The sequence below is a fragment of the Neorhizobium sp. T6_25 genome, assembly GCF_002968555.1.
Lineage (GTDB): Bacteria > Pseudomonadota > Alphaproteobacteria > Rhizobiales > Rhizobiaceae > Neorhizobium.
This window is the reverse complement of record NZ_PVBL01000025.1, coordinates 36,780-56,843: the sequence shown is the minus strand read 5'-3', so window position 1 is coordinate 56,843 and position 20,064 is coordinate 36,780. Positions and strand designations below refer to the sequence as shown.

Genomic DNA, 20,064 nt, shown 5'->3' with positions numbered 1-20,064 from the left:
ACTACGGAAATAAACACGAATTCGGTTAGCGTACGATTTCGCACAAATCTTGTTCTGCCCCCTTGATGCTAGAGCCGATCGAGGAAGCAGGAGCAGTTGATGGAACTGCGAAGCTGCAAAAGGGAGGGATAAGCGATGTCCAGCTTCACGCCAGCCCCCGCGAAGCGTTCGGCGCACGGCCGTATCGTTTGCGAAAAGAGTTGGAGAAGTATTGGCTAGAGTTAAAGCCGCAGGAAAAAGCGATTTCCGTGACGCTGTTGTGGTCCGGTGATTTCAGCAGGCGCGAGGCCTCTTCCAGTCGCAGATCCTGCAGATATTGGCGCGGCGTCATGTTGGTCAGCCGCTTGCAATGTTCTGAGAACCGAGTCCGGGACAGGCCGCATTATGCTCGAAGATCTAGGACACACGGTGCTCGAGGCGAGTTCGGGAGAAGAGGCGCTCCGGCTTCTGCGAGAGGGACCGCGTCCTGATGTGGTCATCACGGATCATGCCATGCCCCAGATGACGGGAGCGGAACTCGCAAAACGAATTGCTGAGCAATATCCAGAAATCCCAGTGGTCCTTGCTACGGGATATGCCGAACTACCGGGCGGCGAGGGCGCCGGCTTGGCGCGGTTGGCTAAACCCTTCAGCCAGAAACAGCTGAACGACGTTTTGGCGATGCTGGCGGCCGCGCCCCAATAACGGCAAAAAGCCGTCCAATGTGGCGTCTTCAGCTTGCTCACTGTCAATACCCTTTTGATGGAACCGATCGTTCCGCGCGAAGGACTTAATCTCATTGCTGCGAATTCAACTCAACTTTCGCAATCGGCTCTTGCCAATGCACGCTAGAAAATGTCTGAGCGTTTGGCGCGGTGGATCCTGATGTGCCAGAACCGGCTTTGATATGACGACCTGCTGCTCACGCTCGAGTTCCTGTCGCCCATGCTGGGGTCCGCCGCTCCGGCGTCACAGACCAAACTCCAGTCCTGGAAGGTGTTCACGCGATAAAGGCAACGCGCGGCAACATCAAAATCCTCGACACGCCACGGCTGGAGGATATGCCGCCGGACATATACATACCAGAGCAGGAATACGAACGGCATAACGGGCTGCCGATCAGACTACTATAAGCTCAGCGGCCCCTCCGGCGGCGCGACCGCGCCTTACTGGCGGACTATTTTCCCTGGAGGCTAGCAACTTTTACCACCTATGCTATGCTGCAGCCACAACCCTCCAGGCGGACCTGAGCCCCGTAGCCTTCACTGGCTGCGGGGCTTTTTTCTATTTGCACCAGTCGTTCCTGTTACCCGGCCGCCACTCACGCGCGGTGCCCTCTTTCAGCAGGATCTGGCCGATCTCGCGCCCGCGTGTCAGTGCGATCTTTTGTCCGGCTCGGCGGCGTCTGACCCTGCTCAGGTTCTCTAGGGATGAGCAGGACGAGATAGACGCCAAGGATATTGTCAGGACAAACCTGATCCTACCTGAGTCGGCTAGGGGTTCGGTGTTTCATCGAGCGCTAACCTGTGCAGAGCTGCAAAGTTCCGCACTCTTCGCCCGCTGAGGTCGATTATGCTTGAAGTATCTCCACCAGTAGTGGATTTGGCTAGCCGTTAGATCCTTCTGCCCGACGCTATATGAGTTGATCTCTTGCGCTTGAGATCAATCGCGTGACCTCATCCAGAACCGGCTTCACTAGTTCGGCGTGCCGCATTTCAGGTTCGGGGGGCATTTCTGAATTATTGAAACGGTCATTCAGCCGGGTTTCAATACCGTCCAGGATGGGAATAGCCTTTACTCCAAGGCATTGGATCAGGGCAGAAAGAGCCTCTTCAGCAACTGCTACCGCTCCATCGTGGGAACTGCTGAGGTGCTGGATACGTCGTGATTGATCGTCCATCTGATCTCCAAGATTACCGTAGCGCTGCCGGCTTCAGTTTGAACGTGCCCGGCGGTTGAATGAATCGACTGCGTCGCGGTATTCGGACGCGGCGCTCTCGTTCGCTCTGCGAGCCGCGCTAACGGCAGCTTCAGCCTCGTTGTTGTTGCAGCGCACGAAGGTCTCAACATCATCTTTGAAGCTCTCGGCCTCTGTTGCAGCGATCAAATTCCCACTCATCATCAAACGCGCCGTAACGGTTAGCGCATGATGGGGCGCTGAGCTCTGAGCAATAAGCGGCCGCTTCCACAGCGCACACGAGGGAAGCGAGAACCGTACCGGCGCTTACTGCCAACAATTTTGGGCGGGTCATTCGATTCTTCCTGAACACAAACTAACTTGCATCTGAACGTTAGAAGAGTCCAGCAAAGTAGTGACCTAGTAGAAAGCCTCCCGCCGCGGGCAAGGGTCGCGTCAAGGGCACACCGAAGAAAACGCTGCCCTGCTGAAGGATGCCGTCATCAAGGCAGCTGAAGCTGCCGGCGCCAATAAGGCGAGGAAGGGTGGCCTGATTGGCTATTGCACCTTCCTCTCTAAGGATGAGCCAAGGCATTCGCCTTGCGAATAGTTCAGAACCTTTCGGGGCTGGCCCGCGGTTGGCACGTTTCCGCACATAGTCGCCATTTCTCACGGCCTCCGAAACTATTGGTCCGCCGCCAAGTTACATGCCCGAACGCGGAGGTGCTTCTCCCCGGAAGCTTCGTCTCCCATAAAACTTCCGCGTTCACCACCCAACCTGTCCTGAGATCTAGGCTCGCTTCCGCGGGCCGTTTTTCCGGATTTCTTCCAGGCTTTGTCGCACCTGCACGCCGCGATAGGTCTCCGGTCGATGCTCCATACAGAAACAGTCCGGTTTGGACTTGTCGCGCTCGAACCAGAAGCCTCCCCTTCCCTGCAGCCAGGATGCTCGCACCAATGCTCGAAATGCACCGGGGCGGCTGGGTGAGAGGCAGTGCGTTCACCGCTCATTTCTTATGTATCCCAGCGTTTGCAAGCATAGCATCCCAATAGTCCTCGACCTGTTTCGCCGCCTCGGCAGCCGTCGGAAGCCATCCGCTATTAGGCATCGTCATCGTGCGGCACTGCGCCGGCATTCCACCTACCCAGCGCCACTTGCCGACCTTCAGGGTCTGCTGGTCGAGAAAAATCCTCCCGATATACGCTTTCCCGTCGTGGCCAACGTAGTCCTCGTGGAGCTTACCATTCAGGCCCGTTTTGCCAGGCCACGCCCGCACCCACCGGTATTTCCTGTTCCAAGCAGATGTCACAGCTCGATCGCTTTGAAATCCCGCTTGAGGTCACCGGCCTTACCAGCGCCCACGATTTTCATCGTGAATTTGCGCTTGCCCTTGGGCTTCCATCTTCGGATCTCCTTCATTGTCGGCCCGCCCAGAGCGGACTGCTGAAGATACCAATCCTGGAACTGTGCGTAGATCGCTTCGCAGTCGGCCGTCACCTCGGCATAGTTGCCTTTGCGCCCGCACTTCGCGTTCTCGCACTCGATGATGTGGTCTGGCGCCGGCGCGTCGCCTTCATAGACCAGCCCGCCGCCGCATTTGGCGCAGATGGGCTCCCCAAGATGCCTCAGGCCATTGCCGCCTTTAGACACGACTTCTCCTTCACGCCTAAGCATGTCGATCAGGATGTGGACGAATCGTGGATAGCCGCCTTCTGTCGCGATCAGATGTTCTAGTTATGTTCTAGTAGGACGATGAGTCAACAGGGATTCTTTTTAAGGCTTATGGGATGCGGGGACGAACGCCCGCGAAAGGTGCCCGATTAGGTATAGAAATAAAATTGGGCTCAATCGGAACCCCGCGGATTGCTCTAGTGTATGCAACGAACGCGGATGTCGAATTCAGCGCGTCTCCCGATGCCTGTTTCCCGTCAGCGTCCGCGTTCGCCACAGCCGGGAGCAACCCCTAAGCGGCTACCGAGTCATCGACCGCGGGCGGTTGGATTCCGAGCCTGATCGATTGTCCTGCGGCGTAGGAAGCTGCATGGCTCTCGATTTGAAAGACACGATCTTCCGTCTCTCCGGCCTCAGATATCCTCACGACCCACTTATCTTCTGACTGGAATAACTCTACGGCCGGTTCATTCATAATCTCACCCTTTAAACAGGCGCATGAGATTTCAGGCCCACAGCGACAGCAAAAACCTATAGACTTTAGTAGGGTGAGTCTACCAAATGTTCTTGCGGCTCGTCCGGTTAATTCGCCGCCGCGAGCCGGTGGTGGGTCAGCAAGGGAGGCGCGTCGTAGTGGACGCAAATTTCAGTCGGCCACAACACCTACACGCTTGCGATCGACAACATTGGCGTCGAGCAGCGAAGTCTTCTCGTTCAAGACCGCAAGCAGCCCTTCGCTATCGGGCCAAGCCAAAGTGAAGCGATATATGGCCATGGCCCCCAAAGGCTCTAGATCCGGGTCATTTCGCCGGAGCTCTTCACGCTCGTACAGGGCTTCGCGCTGGCATTCCTCAAGGGAAGCCGCGAAGGCCAAGGGCTCGTCACGAGCCAGGCACGATCTGATATCCAAAGACAGCCAATTCCATTCCGTCTCCCTCGGACCATCACCCGCATAGGTATAGCCACGTAGGGGTAAAGGGTAACTTTCAAAAATGAGGGGGCGACAAGGATATCGGCTTAGGAGACGGAACGTTCGCCTTTAGTCGCAGTTGGAATAACAGACGCAGCGGCCCTTCCATCCATCAGCACTTCACCGCACTCCGCAGCGTTCCAGACTACTCCAGACAGTCCCTCAACTCGGCCCGCTTTGGCGGGCTTCTTTTTGAAACATATCCGTTCAGCGGGATTTTTCGACGCATCAACGTCCGAACGCTCCAGCAAGATCGCGCCGGTGGCGGACGAAATCACACTTGGGGACAGCTGCAAGGGCGGCAATGGCTGAAAGCGTTGCATTGCCGCTGCCGGTACGTCCAACGTCATGGGATTTGCCGTGTGTCCAACCTTGCAATTGACTGCCGACTTCGGATCCCGCTGCCAGTCTGCGGGTTAAGCCTCCTCCGTTGCGATTTGGTAGAGCCGCCACGCGTTGATGGGTAGGAGAGCAGCCTCCATGAGTATCAACGGCGGGCTGCCGATCATGGTGCCATAGACCGCGAAGCACAGGCTACTCGCTATCGCCAATACGCGAAGCCGAACCATGCGCTGCGTCAGGTAGGTTATTACGGTCAGGAAGCTGCCAGCAAAGCCGATGATTTCGATCCATGAGTTCATTTTTAGATCTCCGCTAGAGTCACGCCGCCGGTTATTCGCCGCGCGCCAGCGCCGCGGCTCTAGCAAGGCCAATTGGCCTCGCGAGGGGATCGGCGTGGCGGTGGACTAGCTGCCATGACGAGTCCACGCGGCGATAGACCTGGGTGACGCGCAGCGACCAGTCCTGATCCGGCAGACCGTAGACTTCGCCGTGCTGGCGCTCCACAAACACTAGGACTACCAGATCCTCGGAGGCATAGCTGGTCACCATCTCTAGCTTCGCGTCGCCGTTTCGGAAGGAACGTGCCAGTTCGGCCAGATGCGCCGCACTGCCATCGAAGCCTTGGGTTGGGGGGCCTCCAAACGGCTGTATCAAGGTGAAGTCGTCCGATAGCCGCGTCATCTTATGCCACCTCACCATGTCGCCCGAGTTGAACGCTTGAGCCTGTTCCTCTGTGCGCTGGATGAGAGCGGCGACTGTCTCTGACGAGGCGGCCAAGCTGGGGTCATTGAGGAGCAAGAGCTCCGAGAATGCGTCCGCGGCGAGGGTGCAGGGCGACGCAGCGCCCTTTGGAGCCGTCGATTTGGTTGAAGCGTTCCTGAAGATTGAGAATATGTTGCACATAACTTTTCCTTCCAGTGATCTGCGTTGCTGGCGCGGGGAAGGAATCTCATTTGTCCGGTACTGAATCCAATGATATGATTTCAGCGATATGCTGAATAAGATTGATCTTTCTAGAGCCGATCTCAACCTCCTCGTGCTGTTCGAAGTCGTCATGGAAGAACGCCATGTTGGACGGTCCGCTCAACGCCTCAACCTCTCGCCCTCCGCTGTCAGTCACGGGCTAGGGAGGCTTCGTGTCCTTTTGGGTGACCCTCTGTTCATGCGAACACCGAGAGGCGTAGTCCCGACGGATCGTGCCCTGGAAATTGCAGAAGCGGTTCGCGAGGTTCTCGACCGGGTGCGCCGGATCATCATTAGCTCCGAGGCCTTCGACCCCAAACGCTCGTCGCGCCGCTTCACGATCGGGGCACCTGATGGAGCGTCGTCGGTGTTTCTACACCCTCTTCTGCACGAACTCGCTTCCGACGCTCCACGGGTTTCCCTGGGATTGCGCCAATTGTTGCCCCGGCCCAGAGAAACGTCCATTGCATCAGCGTGGGCAGACGCCCTGGTTGACCTCGAAAAGCGGGCGATCGACATCGCGATCATACCCCACGATGACGTTCCGGCTCGTTTCCGGCATGAACTTCTCTATGAGGAGGATTTCGTGGTGGCGATGCGCGCCGGGCATCCTTTCAAATTTGACCCCAGCCTAGCCAGATACTGCGAGATGAAGCACGTCGTGGTTTCCCATTCGGCCGATCCATTCGGTTTCGTTGATTCCGTTCTGGAGCAGCACGCGCTTACACGACAGATCGCACTAACGGTGCCGAGCTTCATGCAGGCAATAGCGGTGCTGGCAGACACCGAACTGGTCTGCGCATTGCCGCGCCACTTCGTCCAGATGTTCGAGACGACTTTCGGCATCGAGTGCGTAGACGCACCGGTCGAATTCGGCAGGTTCAAGATGAGTCTGGTGGTGCCGAAAGCCGCTCTGTCGGACCCCGGTATCGATTGGCTGGTAAATACGATAGGGTCGATGCGTAGGGCGTAAGGCTTCGCCTTATTCAAATTCCGTTTCAGAGCCTTCAGGAGCGCGTCTAGTCGGCATTCGAGCAATGCGCCAGCATGAGCTTGTCAGCAATCTCTATCGTAGCCGTCTGCACCTCGGGCTCGTCTTATCCGGCCTTCACTGCAGCCTGGATCAGATCCTGCATCGGAATCTCGATCGCCAGCTGGCAGAACAGGTGTCGCTTCTCATTGCCGGCTGGGACGGTGGGTGGGGAAATGTCGCCCATAGAGAGGAAATAGAGATATGAAGCGCAGCGGCAAGCCAAAGGCGTCGTGGTGCAGGTTGCCCCAAGAAGCCCGACGCATGCCTCGTGTGCACTGCGTCGGGCCTGCGGGCTGCTCCGACGGGGGTCGTCGAAGCCGCGCCGCGTGCTCATTTGGCTCCTCTCTTCGCCAATCGCAAGCCAATTGGCGAAGACGCGCCACCGCGGGACCAAATTGGGACATTGGCTGTGGATGTTAATTGCGAAGTAAGCAATCCGGCCGGTGGGAGTCGACTAAAAGCCCATCGCACCTAACCTGCCTTCAAATCAGAAGGAGCAGGTCAGGCGACTGGCTGAAGATAAAGTGCGTCCAGAACGACAGCTTCGCGATCATCGGCTATGAGCCTTCGACGGCTCTTCCCGGCGGCATCGCCAGTCGGCTTCTCGGTGCCCGGGACCGAGACGGCTACAAATACGTCGGCAGTGTGGGAACTGGGTTCAAGCACGATGTGGGCCTCGACCATTCGCAGGCTGAGAGGGAAACGGAAATAGAGCTACACAGCGTGGGCAATGATTTCAGCGGGAAAGCGATGGCGGCGATAGAGGGGATCACGGTCTTTCGTGGCCCGTCATCGCGCATCGTACTCCACATTCTGTTAAGTTGACGATGCCACCGACGCTGTTGCTGTGGAGCAGGCTAAAGGTGTCGCCGTTGCGACACGGATCCTTTAAAATTGCATTTCTCCTGGGCTTTGTGGCAAATCGGTAAGACACCCGAGGGCGAGTGGCTTGCCCAGTTGGAGTTTACCCGGGAGGCTATCCGCAACCGACGGCTGGGTTTCGCCGATCGCTACCTGTTCAAGACGATAGATTCTCAGGTCGCCCAACAGCAGCGGGATCGCGACACCGCCAGACCGTGGCCGAATTTCGGGGTGCATCGTCGCCTGCACAGCTCGCTGGTGCTATGGTATAAGACGATCGCAAAGGTGATGCCCGAGAGGCTAGTGTGGGAACTGCCGCCAACGCTTTTGCCGATCGAGATGACGTCATGATCTAACGCCGTTCGACAGGTTTGTTGGCCAGTTGCCGCGGGCTGAGCAGAGGCCGTAGGCCGTTTGCACGCCGGCGCATTGCCATTCTGTCTGTATATGATGTCCTCATCATATATCGGTGATAATCTTGATGCAGCTCTGCGGGACGCTCGACATTGCTGGCCTTGAACCAACACTCAGGTGACAATCATGACCGCTGCTGCTCCAGACGTTCAGTCGCTGTTTACGACTCTGTGCCAAAAGTCTTGCTGCGCGATCTTGTACTGCGTCTCGCGCACGTTTGAAGGCGCTGTTTGCGCCTGCTGCGGGTCACCAGAGCCGGGCCCCCAGCTCTGGCAAGGCGACATCCCTCTCTGAATACCGCCCGTTGTTTGGCGCCGTTCGGGTTCGATCAGCAGGCCCTTCTTTTTCAGCATCCGGTAGAATGTTTCGCGCGCCGCGCTGACTGGCAGTTGGCCTTCCAGGCATCTGCTCAACGCCTGCCAAGTCACCTTGGCGATTAAATCGTTCTCATGGAAGGAGCTAGCTTCTATATAGTCGAGCGCGTCGTGGACGCACCCGACTTCCTGGACCAGATAACGACCGCTTCCGGCGTAGACCGGTTCGTCAAAAAGGCCCTTGATCATCGCGTACATCTCATCTTGTAACAATTGTGCCCTCTGGAGCAGGAATTAGTGACGCTCATACTAGTGTGTCAAGATGTCTGCCGCATGTCAGGTGCGGTCCTGCGGTTCCCCGTCAGTGTTGCCGAGGTTTGGCACGCGATGTTGAACGCCCGTTGCGCCAGTTCGAGGCGGCGCACGACGAGGAAGCTGATCGGAGCCCGAGCGTCTACTGTCCTCGTCGTGCTTGTAGGCGAGAACGACGCATTCCGATCTCTACGGCGCCTTCACGCAAAATATCGGCTGCCTTGCGAATGATCTTCGCGATCATAGGCTGGTTTGTGGCGCCATTACTTGGAGACCCTGAAAGCCGCATCGACGGCTCGATCGAGATCTTCGGCGGAACCGCTCACGCTGACGGTCCAACCGGTCGAATTCGACGAAATCCTTGGGCTTGCGGTCGCGCACCACGTAGCCGCTGATTGGAAACGGCGAAAATATTGACCTACAAAGCCTGAAGCCGTTCCATTTGACGGCCGCTGTTGATTATCGCGTAAGTTTGAGCCATTTTTTCATTTCGCCGAGATCACAGACTGAAACGTGTTTGCGATCAATCCGATACCCTACATTCTGCGGGTCAGCGCGAACTGACAAATGGGTCAAATCCTGCTGCAACTCAACAGACCGAGCCGCAAAGCGCGGCGACATCATTTGCATTACGGCAGTGAACCCGGATCGAAATTCTATAGCCATCTGTCAGATCAATACGGCTACTTCAGCATTTACCCATCAGTCCGACCGAAAGCGAGGCGGCCTATGTGCTAGATGGGCTCTTCGATCAGGACCGGTCCTCGACATCCATGAACGCTTTACCGACACAGGGGGTGCCAGTGATCATATCTTCGGGCTGTTCGCCTTGATCGGAAAGCGGTTCTCACCGCGACTGCGCAATCTCAAAGACCGGAAGTTCCACATGTTCGAAAAGAGCGATGCATATCCGGCGCTGTCGAACCACATCGGGGCGCCGATCAATGCCAATCTGATCCTCGATCATTGGGACGATCTGCTCCATCTTGCGGCGTCGATCACGACGCGGTCCGTGGTGCCGTCTACCATCCTCAAGAAACTGTCCGCATCTCCGAATCAAAGCCATCTCGCCAGGGCGCTCCGCGAACTCGGCCGTACGATCGGCGCGGTCGGCGGGCTTTGCGCTCCGCTTCGCAGTCTTCACCACCATCAATTCCGTTTGGTGGCTACCGGACGCCAAGGAGGAGGCGCACGCCGTCGAGCGCCCACCATGCAGGCAGCAACCGACAAAGCCGTAGGAGAACTGAGCAATCAAGCTGACAAGGCTCGCTTTAGCCGTCGCATGTGCCGTGAGCGCGGTGGCGTGTACCTCAACTCAGCAGGTCAGTGCCTCGAAGGGACAACTATCCCGCATGGCTAGGGCACTTGTTGGAACGTCGCTGATCGGCGCGCGTGGCGCGACGCCTGATGATCAGGAGGCGATCGACAACACGGTGGCTGGGGTTTGTGGGGCGGGTGTCTGGACGCAGGGCGGGTGTCTGGACGCAGGGCGAGTGCCTGGGGCATGACCAGAAGATTGCGAAGAAGTAAGGCAGAGAAGAACGACAAAAAAAGGCCCGCCGGAGCGGACCTTTCTCATCAACGGGAGGCCGGCTCGTCAAGGGCACTTGATCCGCCAGCCTCGATATCAGAACAAGTGAACGTGCAACCTGTTCCAACGACTGTAGTCCAGCACAGAGTTTAGGCAGCGACCGATCCAGATGTAAGTGCACTCCGGCGTCTCGTCGTCGAGATACGGGCAAGTTCGCCTACTCTGTGCGAGCACCGCCGCCTGCGTCCCTTCCTCGAATATCTGTTTTGCTGCTCTTCGGTCAGAATCATCAGGCAGACTAGAAGCGTCGCTTGCGGTTTCCAGCCCACTAAATGTCACCCAGCGTGGAGACCGCCATAGATGACGATTGCTCCTATGAAGATGCCTCCTATCGCCAACGCGACGCAGGATCCGATGAGGATCATGGTGCCGGCTCCAAACTTTGGTTTCTGCCGGTCCCTTCTATTTTTCCGAGTTGCCATGCCGTTTCCAATGCTGTGACCATCGAAGGCGCCGAACTGCCGCACCACTGCCGTAGTTCCATTGTGGCTGCGCCAACTCCCGCACTGAGACGGCTTGGTCGGGGAATTCCCCGAGGCTCTTCCTCATCAGAGCCGGCCGCCTTAGAATGCTGGCATGACCCAGCGCATGCTCCCAATAGGTTTCAGTCACCGACGCTCGTGGTAAAAGAGGAAATGACGCTAGACGGCGTCATGGCGCCTTTGGCTGACCATGTTCCCGATCCGGACGAGATGCCCGACGCCATAGCGTTCCTCGACATGCACATGATGGATTCGGGCCCGCTACAATGGAACAGGCTGGTCAATCTGGTTTGTGACCATTCATCCCACCGAGCATTAAATAGGTTCAGATCGTCCCGGGCTGACAATGCAAGCTTCGGGACATTCTTCAAGCGCCGAGAGTTCTATATAAATGGCGGCGGCAAACCTTGCGACAGTCTAATGCCCGCGCTCGATCATCAAAGGGCGCCAAAAAAAGGCCGGGCACAGCCGGGCCGCTAGCATCGCATGAGCTGCTTAGTGTTTTGCCAGTGTGGCTGACGCGTTATTGCCCTTGAACGAGTACCGGTAGGACATCTGGCCCTTGCCGCTGCTGGACAGGGTGACCGATCCACCGCCAGTGCCCACGTTCATCTTGATTGTTTTACGACGCCCTAAGGGTTTACGCTTGAGTGCTGCGGGAATTCCGTGGTCGCGGACACCAGTCGCACGGATCATCGATCCCCATTCTTTCCTGCCGGACAAAGCGGCGACGATCTGGTTGCCGATATGGTCAAGCAGGGACAGGAGTTAGCTTTCAGGAAGTTTGATCGCATCCTAGCCGCCCTTGCCGCCGCCGCGACGGAGAACGGCCGATGAGCAACAGCCTGTTAGGCTTCTCATCGCTGGGCCGTACGACGATCGTGAACGCGGAGCAGATCGCCCAGCTTCTCAGTGTCGATCGGTTCATCGAGGGCTGTGGTATGAACCACTCCAAGGAACGATTGGACCGAAAGTCCCTGTTCTCGAATTAGGGCGAGCGCACCGGAGAGATTTATTCCATCGATCTCGACAGGCTTCGCCAAGCCAGTGCCAATGCCGATAACAAAGCGGACCGGGGCCTCTTCGTTCATCTCATAGAATTTGTCTGCGTCCCAGGTCATCAGAATGTTCCGCCTCAGACGGTCTCAGTCGTAAAGCTGCTTGCGGCAGGAGGTAAAGACGAGCACTGCGGCGAGCACGATCATAACGACGGCGACGGAGACAACGGCGATCATAAACCTCACCTTCAAGCAACAGTGGATTCTCCCGACATAATAACAATTGTTAACAAAGGTTCCATTTCGTGCCCCATAGACCAGCACCGCCCCAATCGCAAAAGCCGTAGGCTATGAGCCCGCGGCCTCCATGCTGCGGCTTTCTGGGTCAGTGCCGATGGCCGAGAGAGCCTTCGGCGGCCGGCTCGCCGACCGACACGGCTTTGAAGAACGGAATGATCTGGTAGAGCCCCGAGAGGCCAACCAGGATATATACGAGAAGGGGTGGTGTTTTGACCCCCGAAGATCGCCGCCACGATGTGCGCGCACCCAATACTCTTTTGAGGTTGAGTGCATCTCCAACTGCTGAATTCCGCGGCAGTTCCCTTGCGCCAGGGCAACCAACGTGAACGGCCGCCGCAACGAGCGAGACTGTTTAGTCCCGGCATTTAATGGTGCAATCTTTTCCCGGAATGGAAGGAAGCTCTATGGGCCAAATACGTCACGGCAGCGCCACGACCACGCACGCAGTCCGAGCAGCATTACAGCGATCGCAAGCTTCGGCTGCGGAGAGAGCCGGAGCTACGGGATCAATCCAAAGACGGTTCTGAAGTGGCGCAAGCGGGCAACGGTCGAGGATCTCAAGACCGGACCGAAGGCGCCGCGGTCAACTGTTCTCAGCGAAGAAGAGGAGGCAATCATCATCGCGTTCCGGCGGCACACGCTGCTGGCGCTGGATGATTGCCTCTATGCTCTTCAGCCGACAATCCCGCATCTGACGAGATCGTCATTGCATCGATGCCTGCAACGCCATGGGATTTCGAGACTGCCGCATGTGGAGGGCGACAAACCGTCGAGGAAGAAGTTCAAGGCCTACGCAATCGGCTATTTTCACATCGACCTAGCCCAGGTCCAGACCGCCGAAGGCAAGCTCTACCTCTACGTCGCGATCGACAGGACCTCCAAGTTCGCCTTCGTCCAACTGGTCGATCGGGCTACCACCCGAACAGCGTCAGACTTCCTGGAAGCGCTGGTTGCAGCTGTGCCCTACAAGATCCACACGGTGCTGACCGACAACGGCATCCAGTTCGCCGACATCCCGAAGAACCGCAACGGACCAACCGCGCGGTTCCGGGGGCTCCGTTCGACCGAGCATGCTGGCGACACAGCATCGAGCATCGGCTGACCAAACCCAAGCATCCCTGGACAAATGGCCAGGTCGAGCGGATGAACCGGACGATCAAGGAGGCAACCGTCAAACGCTATCACTACGACAGCCACGACCAGCTCCGCAGAAATATCGGTGATTTCGTCTCGGCATACGATTTCGCCCGCCGGCTCAAGATCCTTAGAGGCCTAACGCCGTATGAATATATCTGCAGCATCTGGACAAAAGAGCCCGAAAGATTCAGGCTCGATCCGATCCATCAATTCCCGGGACTAAACACTTAGTCACCATGGCCGGTTGAATTTTGACTATGGCGACGGAACGAACGGCGAGTTCGAAATCGTCGTTCGGATCTCTTCCAGTGGCTCAATATCTCTCAATCCAGCGCGATGGATCCGAAGAACCTCGGTGAAGCTGCAAACGATGGCTTAAACGGACGGCTCTCTCAGGATGGCCAAAACATCACGGGAAAAGTAGTATTGCCCGGATGCTCGCAATTCTCCGTTCGGAATGTCTCCTCGCCAAATGGGCCGGCTGCGCAAGCAAGTCGCGCGAAGGGCGGGTCCAACCCACCCGCGACGCAACCTCAGAGGAACTCGCGTCCGATAATCAGATTGTGGCAGCCGCGCCGGTCCGCCCAAGCACACCGCAGCAAGAGGTGACCTCATTCTTGCCGGTGTCTGACATCCGGATGAGGCGGTGCAACCGTAAGATTGATCTTCGCCCGAACACGTACCATCGCAACTAATCGGAGTTGGGGATGTCGAGCAACAGAAGTCAAATGCGAAGGCTCTGCGGCGGCACACGCGCGCGCCAGCACCATTGGCTCCGTGACTGGAAATCCATGATTGGTGATATCCGCCGTTTGTGTTGTTCTCTCCATGTTCGGCTCTCCTATGCGACTTTTGACAGCGTTACCGAAAATTGGGATAAACCTGTCGTCGTCGCTGGCATGCTCTCGATGCCTACTGAGTCTGTCTGTTTATTCCGCGATGAAACCCTGAAATCCAACGTCGGAAATTGCTGCACAATTGAAGCGGCGCGGGCACGTTTCGACCAGGCTGATCCGGTCGGTCAGAAGTGATGACGTGCCGGCTGTGCTCGGCAGGGCTGACTAAAGCCCACAGGCGCGGCGCTGATTACGTCGTTTCGCTCATCAGCTTCGGTATCAGGTCCGGGATTTCGCGCGCTAGAAATCCAAGCGAACCCACCGTGTTTGCCAGTTGCAACCCCGCCTCGCCGTGGAGAAAAACGCCCCACATGGCGGCGGCCACCGGCTTGGTTCCACGCGCTGCTAGTCCGGCCACTATCCCGCCGAGAACATCACCAGAGCCGGAGGTCGCCAGTCCGACACCACCGCCTTCGTAGCGCCACATCCCGTCCGGTGCGGTTATGACCGTCTGGCTGCCCTTCATGATCACGATCACACCGAACTCTTCGGTCAGGCGTGAAGCCGCTGACGTAGGGTCGGCCTCGACCACCTCTTTGTCTACACCCAGCAGGTTCGCCATCTCTCCCGCATGAGGGGTGATGATGACCCCGCCGGTACGTTGGCGCAAGCCCACGCCGAGCTCGGTAATCCGCGGAAGGGCACCGGCGTCGACGACAATAACTGCTTCGCCGCTGTTATCGAGAAGAAATTTCAAAATCTCATGGCAGTCTTGCTCTTCCACCATTCCCGGTCCGACAAGCAAAGCGTGCGTGTTAGCCCACCTTGAGGCCGCGCACGTCAATGGCTCAGTTTGCAGTCCGCCTGTTGGCGTCTCCGGCAGACCGATGACCAATGCCTCGGGCATCGCCACGGCCAAAGCTCCGGCACGGCTTTCGACAGTGACAATCTGGAGCTTTCCAGCACCGGCCCGCATGGCGCCCAACGCTGCCAGGAGGACGGCTCCGGGAACCTCTCTGCTGCCGCCGATAATGCACACACGGCCTCGTTCTTCCTTGCTGCCTTCCGCAGGTTGCGGCAGTGGCAGAGCTTTAAGAAACTGTGCGTCGATGATCTGCACGTCCATCATCGCGCAGCCACGTTGGCATCTTTTTGAGCCGTCAATGGCGCTCCGGCTTCGATAAGCGGCGCGACAAAATTATACCGCGTCATGACGAGGCCGCCTCCGACCTCCTTGTCCGAGCTAGCAACGTATTCAGTGACACCACAATTCGACACGTCGCCCTGCCGATCGATCTCCAGGATCTGCTCCTCGGACAAATCCTCGATGATGTAGCGCATGCACAAGACGACAACCTGATGAGCAACGATCAGGACGCGATGATCAGCGTAGTGCAGGCTGATCGTATCGAGCATGCTTCGCAGCCGCAGGATGACGTCGCACCAGCTCTCTCCGGCAGGCGGCCGATGGTAGAACTTTCCTAGTATTCGCCGGAACTCCGCCTGATCGGGATGCAGTTCCTCAATGCCCCGGCGCGTGAGCCGATCAAGAACGCCAAACTCTTTTTCCCGCAGCCGCTCGTCGACGCTGACGAGAAGCCCCTTCGGCGCCGACAGCTGCTGGGCAATGGTTTCTGCGGTTCGAACAGCCCGCTTGTACGGCGATGCCAAAATGACATCGGGTTGTTCCGATGAGGGCAGGTCGCCGAACCATGCTGCCAAAGCGTCAGACTGCTGTTGGCCAAGCGCACTCAAGGGGACGTCGACATCCCGTTCTGCAATGTCTATGCGGGCATGGCCTGCGAGATCGGCGGCATCACGGGCAACGTTTCCAGCACTTTCGCCGTGGCGCACGATCCAGATTTGTTTCGGCCAGTTCTGCTTCATGTCGCTCCTGGTTTATGTACTCCGACTTATCAGGGCTGCGACGGGGCCTATCAATGTTGCAGCTTCCGGAAAACCAGGATGACTTCAAATAGTTCCGCGCCAGGCCCGGATGATCGGGTGCCCACCATGACTCAACGCCTCCGGAGCGAAATTCTTCGCCTGTTTGGTCGTTCACGCCGATACAGATCTTCGTGGGCGACCTGCACGGTCTGAACACCCTCGAACATCAGCCCGCGAAGATCGCCGCCATTGAAGGACAATACGGCATACATGCGGACGGGGCGCCCCTCATCCTCTTCGTCATACCGGATGACGACGCGCAGACCACCCGTTAGGCGATCGAGGTTCCGAGACTCGGCTCGCTGAGCCTGACGCCTGAGCTGAACGGCGAGATCAAGGCTCTGATGCGGCGGCCGCGAGTCCACTCGATGGGGATCTCGAACTGAATGGAGGACCGAACCGACGGCGGGAAATACGCCGGGTGCGGCGCAGGACCATCCGCATGGAAGACACCATAACCGTTGACCTCTCGATCATCTGGGCAGGCGTCATTGCCTCTGCAGTCCCTGCTTATGTCGCGTTCGACGGGTTTGACCTTGTCTTCCCGTTCTTTCGCAAGAGGCGCGATCGGGATATGATGACGAACTCCATAGCGCCTGTCTGTGACGACGAGACATCGCTGGCGCTTTGCGGCGGCCTCATGGCCGGGTTCCCGTTGGCGTATGCGATCATCATGCCTGCGATTACCTGAAGACACAGGCGACATTCAATCCCGTGCCACATCTCGCGCGCCCTCTCAGCGTTGGACTTCTGGGTGCCGATCCGTGCGGTATCGCTGTGGACGCCGTTCATCAACGCGATGTACTTCCAGCGCTGGTTCGGCTGGCCTACGGCCTTCTTCTCGGCATTTGGGCCGCTGTTGCTCGCTCTGTGGGCGTTCTTACCCTGGCACGGTCTGAAGCACGATAGGCATCTTTAGTCCGTAGCCGCCTTTCCCAAGGTGAATGATTCCTTCCTCTTATCCAAAAGACGGGCGCCCTTTAACTTGCAGAAGTGCGAATGTCTAGACGGTGCGTTAAAGGCTCTCTAATCTTAACATGCCTAAATCTCTCGAACACGCAGGCAACGGGAGCCGAGAGACTGCCCAGATGGAATACTTGGGAGACATCCAATATCGTCGCAGCCGCGAGCAGTTGAGGTTCCGCGAAGTGCACAATTTCCGCTTCCTGGGAGCTGAAATCGATCCAGCCCTCGCCCGAATTGCTGAATTATCGACGGGGATCTTTGACGTTGCTTCGTCCATGATCTTACTTAACGACGGCACGACGCAACATATTTCGGCACGAGCGGGATTAGCGGCATCAAAAATGACGCGAGACCTGATGTCCTGCACCGAACGGCTAGTCGCCGGACAATGCCTCGTGGTTCCCGATGCTAGCGTCGACCTGCAGCTCAAAGACGACCCGCTCGTGATCGGGGAGCCGTCCATCCGCTTCTATGTCAGCGTTCCGATTGTCTCCGCCCGCAGTCAGGTAATCGGTAGCCTCTGCATCTTCGATACCCGCCCGAGGCTGAACTTCCCAAAGAGAGACCAAGAGAACTTGAAATCGCTGGCACGGCTCGTCACTGACCAGCTTGAGACGAAGCGCCTGTCCGAAACCCGAAGAGCAGCGCTCTGCCTCAATCGCACATCTCCCGACGCTATTCTGCACATCAGTTCGGCCGGCACGATTACCTACGCCAACCGTGCAGCCCGGACGATATTCGGATTTGAGAAAAACGAGCTAATCGGCGCTTCGATTAGCATACTTCTGCCGCCCAGATTACAGCGAAAGATGGCGGCTGTCGTGCGAAAGTTCCGATCCGCCGGAACAGAATTTCTATCCTTCACGCCGATCGAGTCGACTGGAGTGCACAAAACAGGCGGCGAATTTCCAATCGAATTCTCCGCCGGGATTTGGGCTAACGCCGGAAGCTTCAGCATGGGCGTCATCATCCGCGACGTCACCGAGCGAAAGCGGCGGGAGGCATCGTTCGAAATGCTGTTCGACCGCAACCCGATCCCCATGTGGATATTCGACGCCGAGACACTCGATTTCCTCTCCTTCAATGACGCAGCTTGCACGCTGTATGGCTATTCGCGAGAGGAGGCTCTTCGACGAAATGCTCTCGATGTTCGGTTGGAGGAAGAGCGGGATATGCTCCGCTCCACTATTATGTCGTTTGGAGATTTTTATCAGTCCGAGCGTCCTGGGATCCACCGGACAGCAACGGGCCAAAAAATCCGTGTCATGACGTTTGCACGGCGCACGCGCCATGCCGACAGGGACTGTGTCGTGGTTGCCAACATTGACGTGACGGAAAGAGAACGCGCGTTGAGCGAACTGGCCAGCACGCAAATTTTTCTCGATGCAGTGGTGGAAAGTATTCCATCGATGGTGTTCGTCAAGGACGCGCTCGACGGTCGCTTTATACTGCTGAATAAAGCCGGGGAAAGGCTGCTGGGGATTAGCCGCGAGGAACTCGTTGGCAAAACCGACTTTGACCTTTTTGACAAGGACGAGGCAGAACGCTTTCGCCAGGCGGACCGTGAGGTTGTCGCCTTGGGAAAACTCGTGACGATCGAGAACGAACCCCTATCGACAGCGGATGGCATCCGTTCGCTTCGCACCCAGAAGATCGGCGTTCCGGACGCCGACGGCAATCAAAGGTTCCTCCTTGGAATCTCTGAAGATGTCACTGAGCGTCTGAAGGTCGAGGATCGCAATCGACATCTGTCTTTGCATGACATTCTGACTGATTTGCCCAACCGGCTTTCGTTCCAAACCTGCCTTGACCAGCACTTGTCCCGCCCTGAGGGCTTCGCTTTGCTTCTTCTCGATCTCGACAAGTTCAAGGCAATTAATGACAGTCTCGGCCATCATGCCGGCGACGAACTTCTTCGTCAGCTGTCCAAACGGATGCTGATGATCAAAGGCGTCGACGATATCCTGGCGCGACTTGGCGGCGATGAATTCGGCCTGATACACAGAGGCGATATCGGCAGAGACAGTGTAAGGCAACTTGCAGAAACCCTTGTTTCCGTCGTCGGCCAGCCGTTCAAAATTGAGAACCGCGATGTCTCCGTCGGTTGCAGCATCGGTATTGTCATCAAACCTGAGCATGGAACAACTGCCGACCAACTTATGAAGCGAGGCGACCTGGCCTTGTATGCCGCGAAAGCAGCCGGTAGCAGCGGCCACATTATTTTCGAAGCCTCGATGGAGGAAAAGGCCGATCGCGAGCGACAGCTTCGTGAAGAGCTGTCATCGGCGTTGAGCAAAGCTCAGCTCAGTCTGGAATATCAGCCGATCGTTGACACGACCTCCGGAAAAATAGTCTGCTGCGAAGCGCTACTGAGATGGAGGCATCCTGAACGAGGTCGGATTTCACCTGCGGAATTCATTCCAGTTGCAGAGGCTTCCGGGCTGATAGAGGCGATCGGGAAATGGGTTCTGCAGCAAGCCTGCCGTGAGGCGGCCAATTGGCCGGAGAACATCAAGGTCGCGGTCAATCTTTCACCAAAACAGTTTAGCGGCTTTGAGCTCGCTGCGACAGTCGCGACTGTCCTTTCCCAATCGGGCTTATCTCCCAACCGGTTAGAGCTTGAAATAACCGAGTCGGTGTTTCTTACCGCCAGTGAGGAGAACGTGCGTCTCCTCAATCAGTTGAAGACCCTCGGCGTTGGAATTGCTTTGGATGATTTCGGCACTGGCTATTCCAGCTTGTCATATCTGCGCCGCTTCTCGTTCGACAAGCTCAAGATCGATCGTTCTTTCGTCGCCGATCTGACATCATCCCAGGAAAACCTCGCTATCGTTCGCGCCGTCATTGGCTTGGGAAAAAGCTTTTCGGCGGTCGTGACAGCAGAGGGCGTGGAGGACGCGGCGCAGTTCAGTGTATTGGCGGATGAAGGATGTGATCAGTGTCAGGGCTACCTCCTCAGCCGCCCAGTCTCTGGCTCGATGATCGCACCGCTGCTGGAGAGATTTCGGTATCAACGAGTGTCTCGATAAGGGTCTTTCACCTCGACAATC

At 57.3% G+C, this 20,064-nt stretch carries 19 protein-coding genes and 2 pseudogenes; 9 read left to right on the top strand and 12 right to left on the bottom strand.

Annotation, left to right across the window (positions count from 1 at the left end):
* Nucleotides 1–145: 145 nt before the first annotated feature.
* Nucleotides 146–376 (bottom strand): helix-turn-helix transcriptional regulator, encoded by a 231-nt coding sequence (locus C5L10_RS26135; protein WP_105432042.1) that lies wholly within the window; start codon nt 374–376, stop codon nt 146–148.
* Between the two features lie 8 nt (nt 377–384).
* On the opposite strand from C5L10_RS26135, the gene C5L10_RS26130 reads away from it, so the two are divergent.
* The gene (locus tag C5L10_RS26130; protein ID WP_105432041.1) at nt 385–684 is read left to right on the top strand and encodes a response regulator; all 300 of its coding nucleotides are present in this window, start codon (nt 385–387) and stop codon (nt 682–684) included.
* 928 nt (nt 685–1,612) lie between these two features.
* On the opposite strand, the gene C5L10_RS26115 is transcribed toward C5L10_RS26130, so the two are convergent.
* The 5 genes from C5L10_RS26115 to C5L10_RS26075 form a co-directional block, all read right to left on the bottom strand.
* The gene (locus C5L10_RS26115) at nt 1,613–1,879 is read right to left on the bottom strand and encodes a hypothetical protein (protein WP_105432039.1); all 267 of its coding nucleotides are present in this window, start codon (nt 1,877–1,879) and stop codon (nt 1,613–1,615) included.
* Between the two features lie 1,303 nt (nt 1,880–3,182).
* On the bottom strand, nt 3,183–3,527 hold the full coding sequence (locus tag C5L10_RS26100; RefSeq protein ID WP_105432036.1) for a hypothetical protein: 345 nt from the start codon (nt 3,525–3,527) through the stop codon (nt 3,183–3,185).
* Between the two features lie 667 nt (nt 3,528–4,194).
* Nucleotides 4,195–4,458, bottom strand: a complete 264-nt coding sequence (locus tag C5L10_RS26090; protein WP_105432034.1) for a hypothetical protein — start codon at nt 4,456–4,458, stop codon at nt 4,195–4,197.
* A 476-nt stretch (nt 4,459–4,934) separates the two neighbouring features.
* Nucleotides 4,935–5,159 (bottom strand): YgjV family protein, encoded by a 225-nt coding sequence (locus C5L10_RS26080; RefSeq protein ID WP_105432032.1) that lies wholly within the window; start codon nt 5,157–5,159, stop codon nt 4,935–4,937.
* Between the two features lie 31 nt (nt 5,160–5,190).
* Complete coding sequence (locus tag C5L10_RS26075) at nt 5,191–5,763, bottom strand: DUF4440 domain-containing protein (RefSeq protein ID WP_105432031.1); 573 nt, start codon at nt 5,761–5,763, stop codon at nt 5,191–5,193.
* A gap of 88 nt (nt 5,764–5,851) precedes the next feature.
* On the opposite strand from C5L10_RS26075, the gene C5L10_RS26070 reads away from it, so the two are divergent.
* The gene (locus tag C5L10_RS26070) at nt 5,852–6,796 is read left to right on the top strand and encodes a LysR family transcriptional regulator (RefSeq protein WP_105432030.1); all 945 of its coding nucleotides are present in this window, start codon (nt 5,852–5,854) and stop codon (nt 6,794–6,796) included.
* A gap of 124 nt (nt 6,797–6,920) precedes the next feature.
* On the opposite strand, the gene C5L10_RS33860 is transcribed toward C5L10_RS26070, so the two are convergent.
* Complete coding sequence (locus tag C5L10_RS33860; RefSeq protein ID WP_172717195.1) at nt 6,921–7,190, bottom strand: hypothetical protein; 270 nt, start codon at nt 7,188–7,190, stop codon at nt 6,921–6,923.
* A 560-nt stretch (nt 7,191–7,750) separates the two neighbouring features.
* Here C5L10_RS33860 and C5L10_RS26055 point away from each other — a divergent pair.
* A complete protein-coding gene (locus tag C5L10_RS26055; RefSeq protein ID WP_105432028.1) occupies nt 7,751–8,068 on the top strand; it encodes a hypothetical protein in 318 nt (105 codons plus the stop codon).
* A 212-nt stretch (nt 8,069–8,280) separates the two neighbouring features.
* Here C5L10_RS26055 and C5L10_RS26050 read toward each other — a convergent pair whose 3' ends face one another.
* Nucleotides 8,281–8,694 carry a hypothetical protein gene (locus tag C5L10_RS26050; RefSeq protein WP_105432027.1) on the bottom strand — a complete coding sequence of 138 codons (414 nt, stop codon included), beginning with the start codon at nt 8,692–8,694 and terminating at the stop codon, nt 8,281–8,283.
* 652 nt (nt 8,695–9,346) lie between these two features.
* Between C5L10_RS26050 and C5L10_RS26045 the strand changes: the two are divergent.
* Nucleotides 9,347–9,853: pseudogene (locus C5L10_RS26045) on the top strand (Tn3 family transposase); the annotation flags it as partial.
* A gap of 1,472 nt (nt 9,854–11,325) precedes the next feature.
* On the opposite strand, the gene C5L10_RS33855 reads toward C5L10_RS26045, so the two are convergent.
* Both C5L10_RS33855 and C5L10_RS26025 read right to left on the bottom strand, forming a co-directional pair.
* The gene (locus C5L10_RS33855) at nt 11,326–11,526 is read right to left on the bottom strand and encodes a hypothetical protein (RefSeq protein ID WP_172717194.1); all 201 of its coding nucleotides are present in this window, start codon (nt 11,524–11,526) and stop codon (nt 11,326–11,328) included.
* A 161-nt stretch (nt 11,527–11,687) separates the two neighbouring features.
* Nucleotides 11,688–11,951 (bottom strand): hypothetical protein, encoded by a 264-nt coding sequence (locus tag C5L10_RS26025; RefSeq protein WP_105432023.1) that lies wholly within the window; start codon nt 11,949–11,951, stop codon nt 11,688–11,690.
* A gap of 581 nt (nt 11,952–12,532) precedes the next feature.
* On the opposite strand from C5L10_RS26025, the pseudogene C5L10_RS26020 reads away from it, so the two are divergent.
* Nucleotides 12,533–13,496 (top strand): annotated as a pseudogene (locus C5L10_RS26020) (IS481 family transposase).
* Between the two features lie 476 nt (nt 13,497–13,972).
* Nucleotides 13,973–14,296, top strand: coding sequence for a hypothetical protein (locus tag C5L10_RS33850; protein WP_172717193.1), 324 nt, complete (start codon nt 13,973–13,975; stop codon nt 14,294–14,296).
* A gap of 55 nt (nt 14,297–14,351) precedes the next feature.
* Here C5L10_RS33850 and C5L10_RS26010 read toward each other — a convergent pair whose 3' ends face one another.
* Together C5L10_RS26010 and C5L10_RS26005 are read right to left on the bottom strand one after the other, a co-directional pair.
* Nucleotides 14,352–15,230: an NAD(P)H-hydrate dehydratase gene (locus C5L10_RS26010; RefSeq protein ID WP_245448189.1), complete on the bottom strand. Its 879-nt coding sequence runs from the start codon at nt 15,228–15,230 to the stop codon at nt 14,352–14,354.
* Nucleotides 15,227–15,988, bottom strand: a complete 762-nt coding sequence (locus C5L10_RS26005) for a histidine phosphatase family protein (RefSeq protein WP_105432021.1) — start codon at nt 15,986–15,988, stop codon at nt 15,227–15,229. Before C5L10_RS26005 ends, C5L10_RS26010 begins: the two co-directional genes overlap by 4 nt.
* A gap of 179 nt (nt 15,989–16,167) precedes the next feature.
* Between C5L10_RS26005 and C5L10_RS26000 the strand changes: the two genes are divergently transcribed.
* The 3 genes from C5L10_RS26000 to C5L10_RS25990 all read left to right on the top strand — a co-directional run bounded on the left by C5L10_RS26000 (nt 16,168) and on the right by C5L10_RS25990 (nt 20,043).
* Nucleotides 16,168–16,323 carry a cytochrome ubiquinol oxidase subunit I gene (locus tag C5L10_RS26000; RefSeq protein ID WP_105432020.1) on the top strand — a complete coding sequence of 52 codons (156 nt, stop codon included), beginning with the start codon at nt 16,168–16,170 and terminating at the stop codon, nt 16,321–16,323.
* 167 nt (nt 16,324–16,490) lie between these two features.
* A complete protein-coding gene (locus C5L10_RS34175) occupies nt 16,491–16,739 on the top strand; it encodes a cytochrome d ubiquinol oxidase subunit II (protein ID WP_105432019.1) in 249 nt (82 codons plus the stop codon).
* Between the two features lie 397 nt (nt 16,740–17,136).
* Nucleotides 17,137–20,043 carry an EAL domain-containing protein gene (locus C5L10_RS25990; RefSeq protein ID WP_172717192.1) on the top strand — a complete coding sequence of 969 codons (2,907 nt, stop codon included), beginning with the start codon at nt 17,137–17,139 and terminating at the stop codon, nt 20,041–20,043.
* Nucleotides 20,044–20,064: the final 21 nt, after the last annotated feature.

Coding starts and splice junctions, on each gene's coding strand:
- C5L10_RS26080 (WP_105432032.1), bottom strand. CDS start 5,159: ATGAACTCATGGATCGAAATCATCGGCTTTGCTGGCAGCTTCCTGACC.
- C5L10_RS26050 (WP_105432027.1), bottom strand. CDS start 8,694: ATGATCAAGGGCCTTTTTGACGAACCGGTCTACGCCGGAAGCGGTCGT.
- C5L10_RS26075 (WP_105432031.1), bottom strand. CDS start 5,763: ATGTGCAACATATTCTCAATCTTCAGGAACGCTTCAACCAAATCGACG.
- C5L10_RS26115 (WP_105432039.1), bottom strand. CDS start 1,879: ATGGACGATCAATCACGACGTATCCAGCACCTCAGCAGTTCCCACGAT.
- C5L10_RS34175 (WP_105432019.1), top strand. CDS start 16,491: ATGGAAGACACCATAACCGTTGACCTCTCGATCATCTGGGCAGGCGTC.
- C5L10_RS33850 (WP_172717193.1), top strand. CDS start 13,973: ATGTCGAGCAACAGAAGTCAAATGCGAAGGCTCTGCGGCGGCACACGC.
- C5L10_RS26005 (WP_105432021.1), bottom strand. CDS start 15,988: ATGAAGCAGAACTGGCCGAAACAAATCTGGATCGTGCGCCACGGCGAA.
- C5L10_RS26130 (WP_105432041.1), top strand. CDS start 385: ATGCTCGAAGATCTAGGACACACGGTGCTCGAGGCGAGTTCGGGAGAA.
- C5L10_RS33855 (WP_172717194.1), bottom strand. CDS start 11,526: ATGATCCGTGCGACTGGTGTCCGCGACCACGGAATTCCCGCAGCACTC.
- C5L10_RS26070 (WP_105432030.1), top strand. CDS start 5,852: ATGCTGAATAAGATTGATCTTTCTAGAGCCGATCTCAACCTCCTCGTG.
- C5L10_RS33860 (WP_172717195.1), bottom strand. CDS start 7,190: ATGAGCACGCGGCGCGGCTTCGACGACCCCCGTCGGAGCAGCCCGCAG.
- C5L10_RS25990 (WP_172717192.1), top strand. CDS start 17,137: ATGGAATACTTGGGAGACATCCAATATCGTCGCAGCCGCGAGCAGTTG.
- C5L10_RS26010 (WP_245448189.1), bottom strand. CDS start 15,230: ATGATGGACGTGCAGATCATCGACGCACAGTTTCTTAAAGCTCTGCCA.
- C5L10_RS26025 (WP_105432023.1), bottom strand. CDS start 11,951: ATGACCTGGGACGCAGACAAATTCTATGAGATGAACGAAGAGGCCCCG.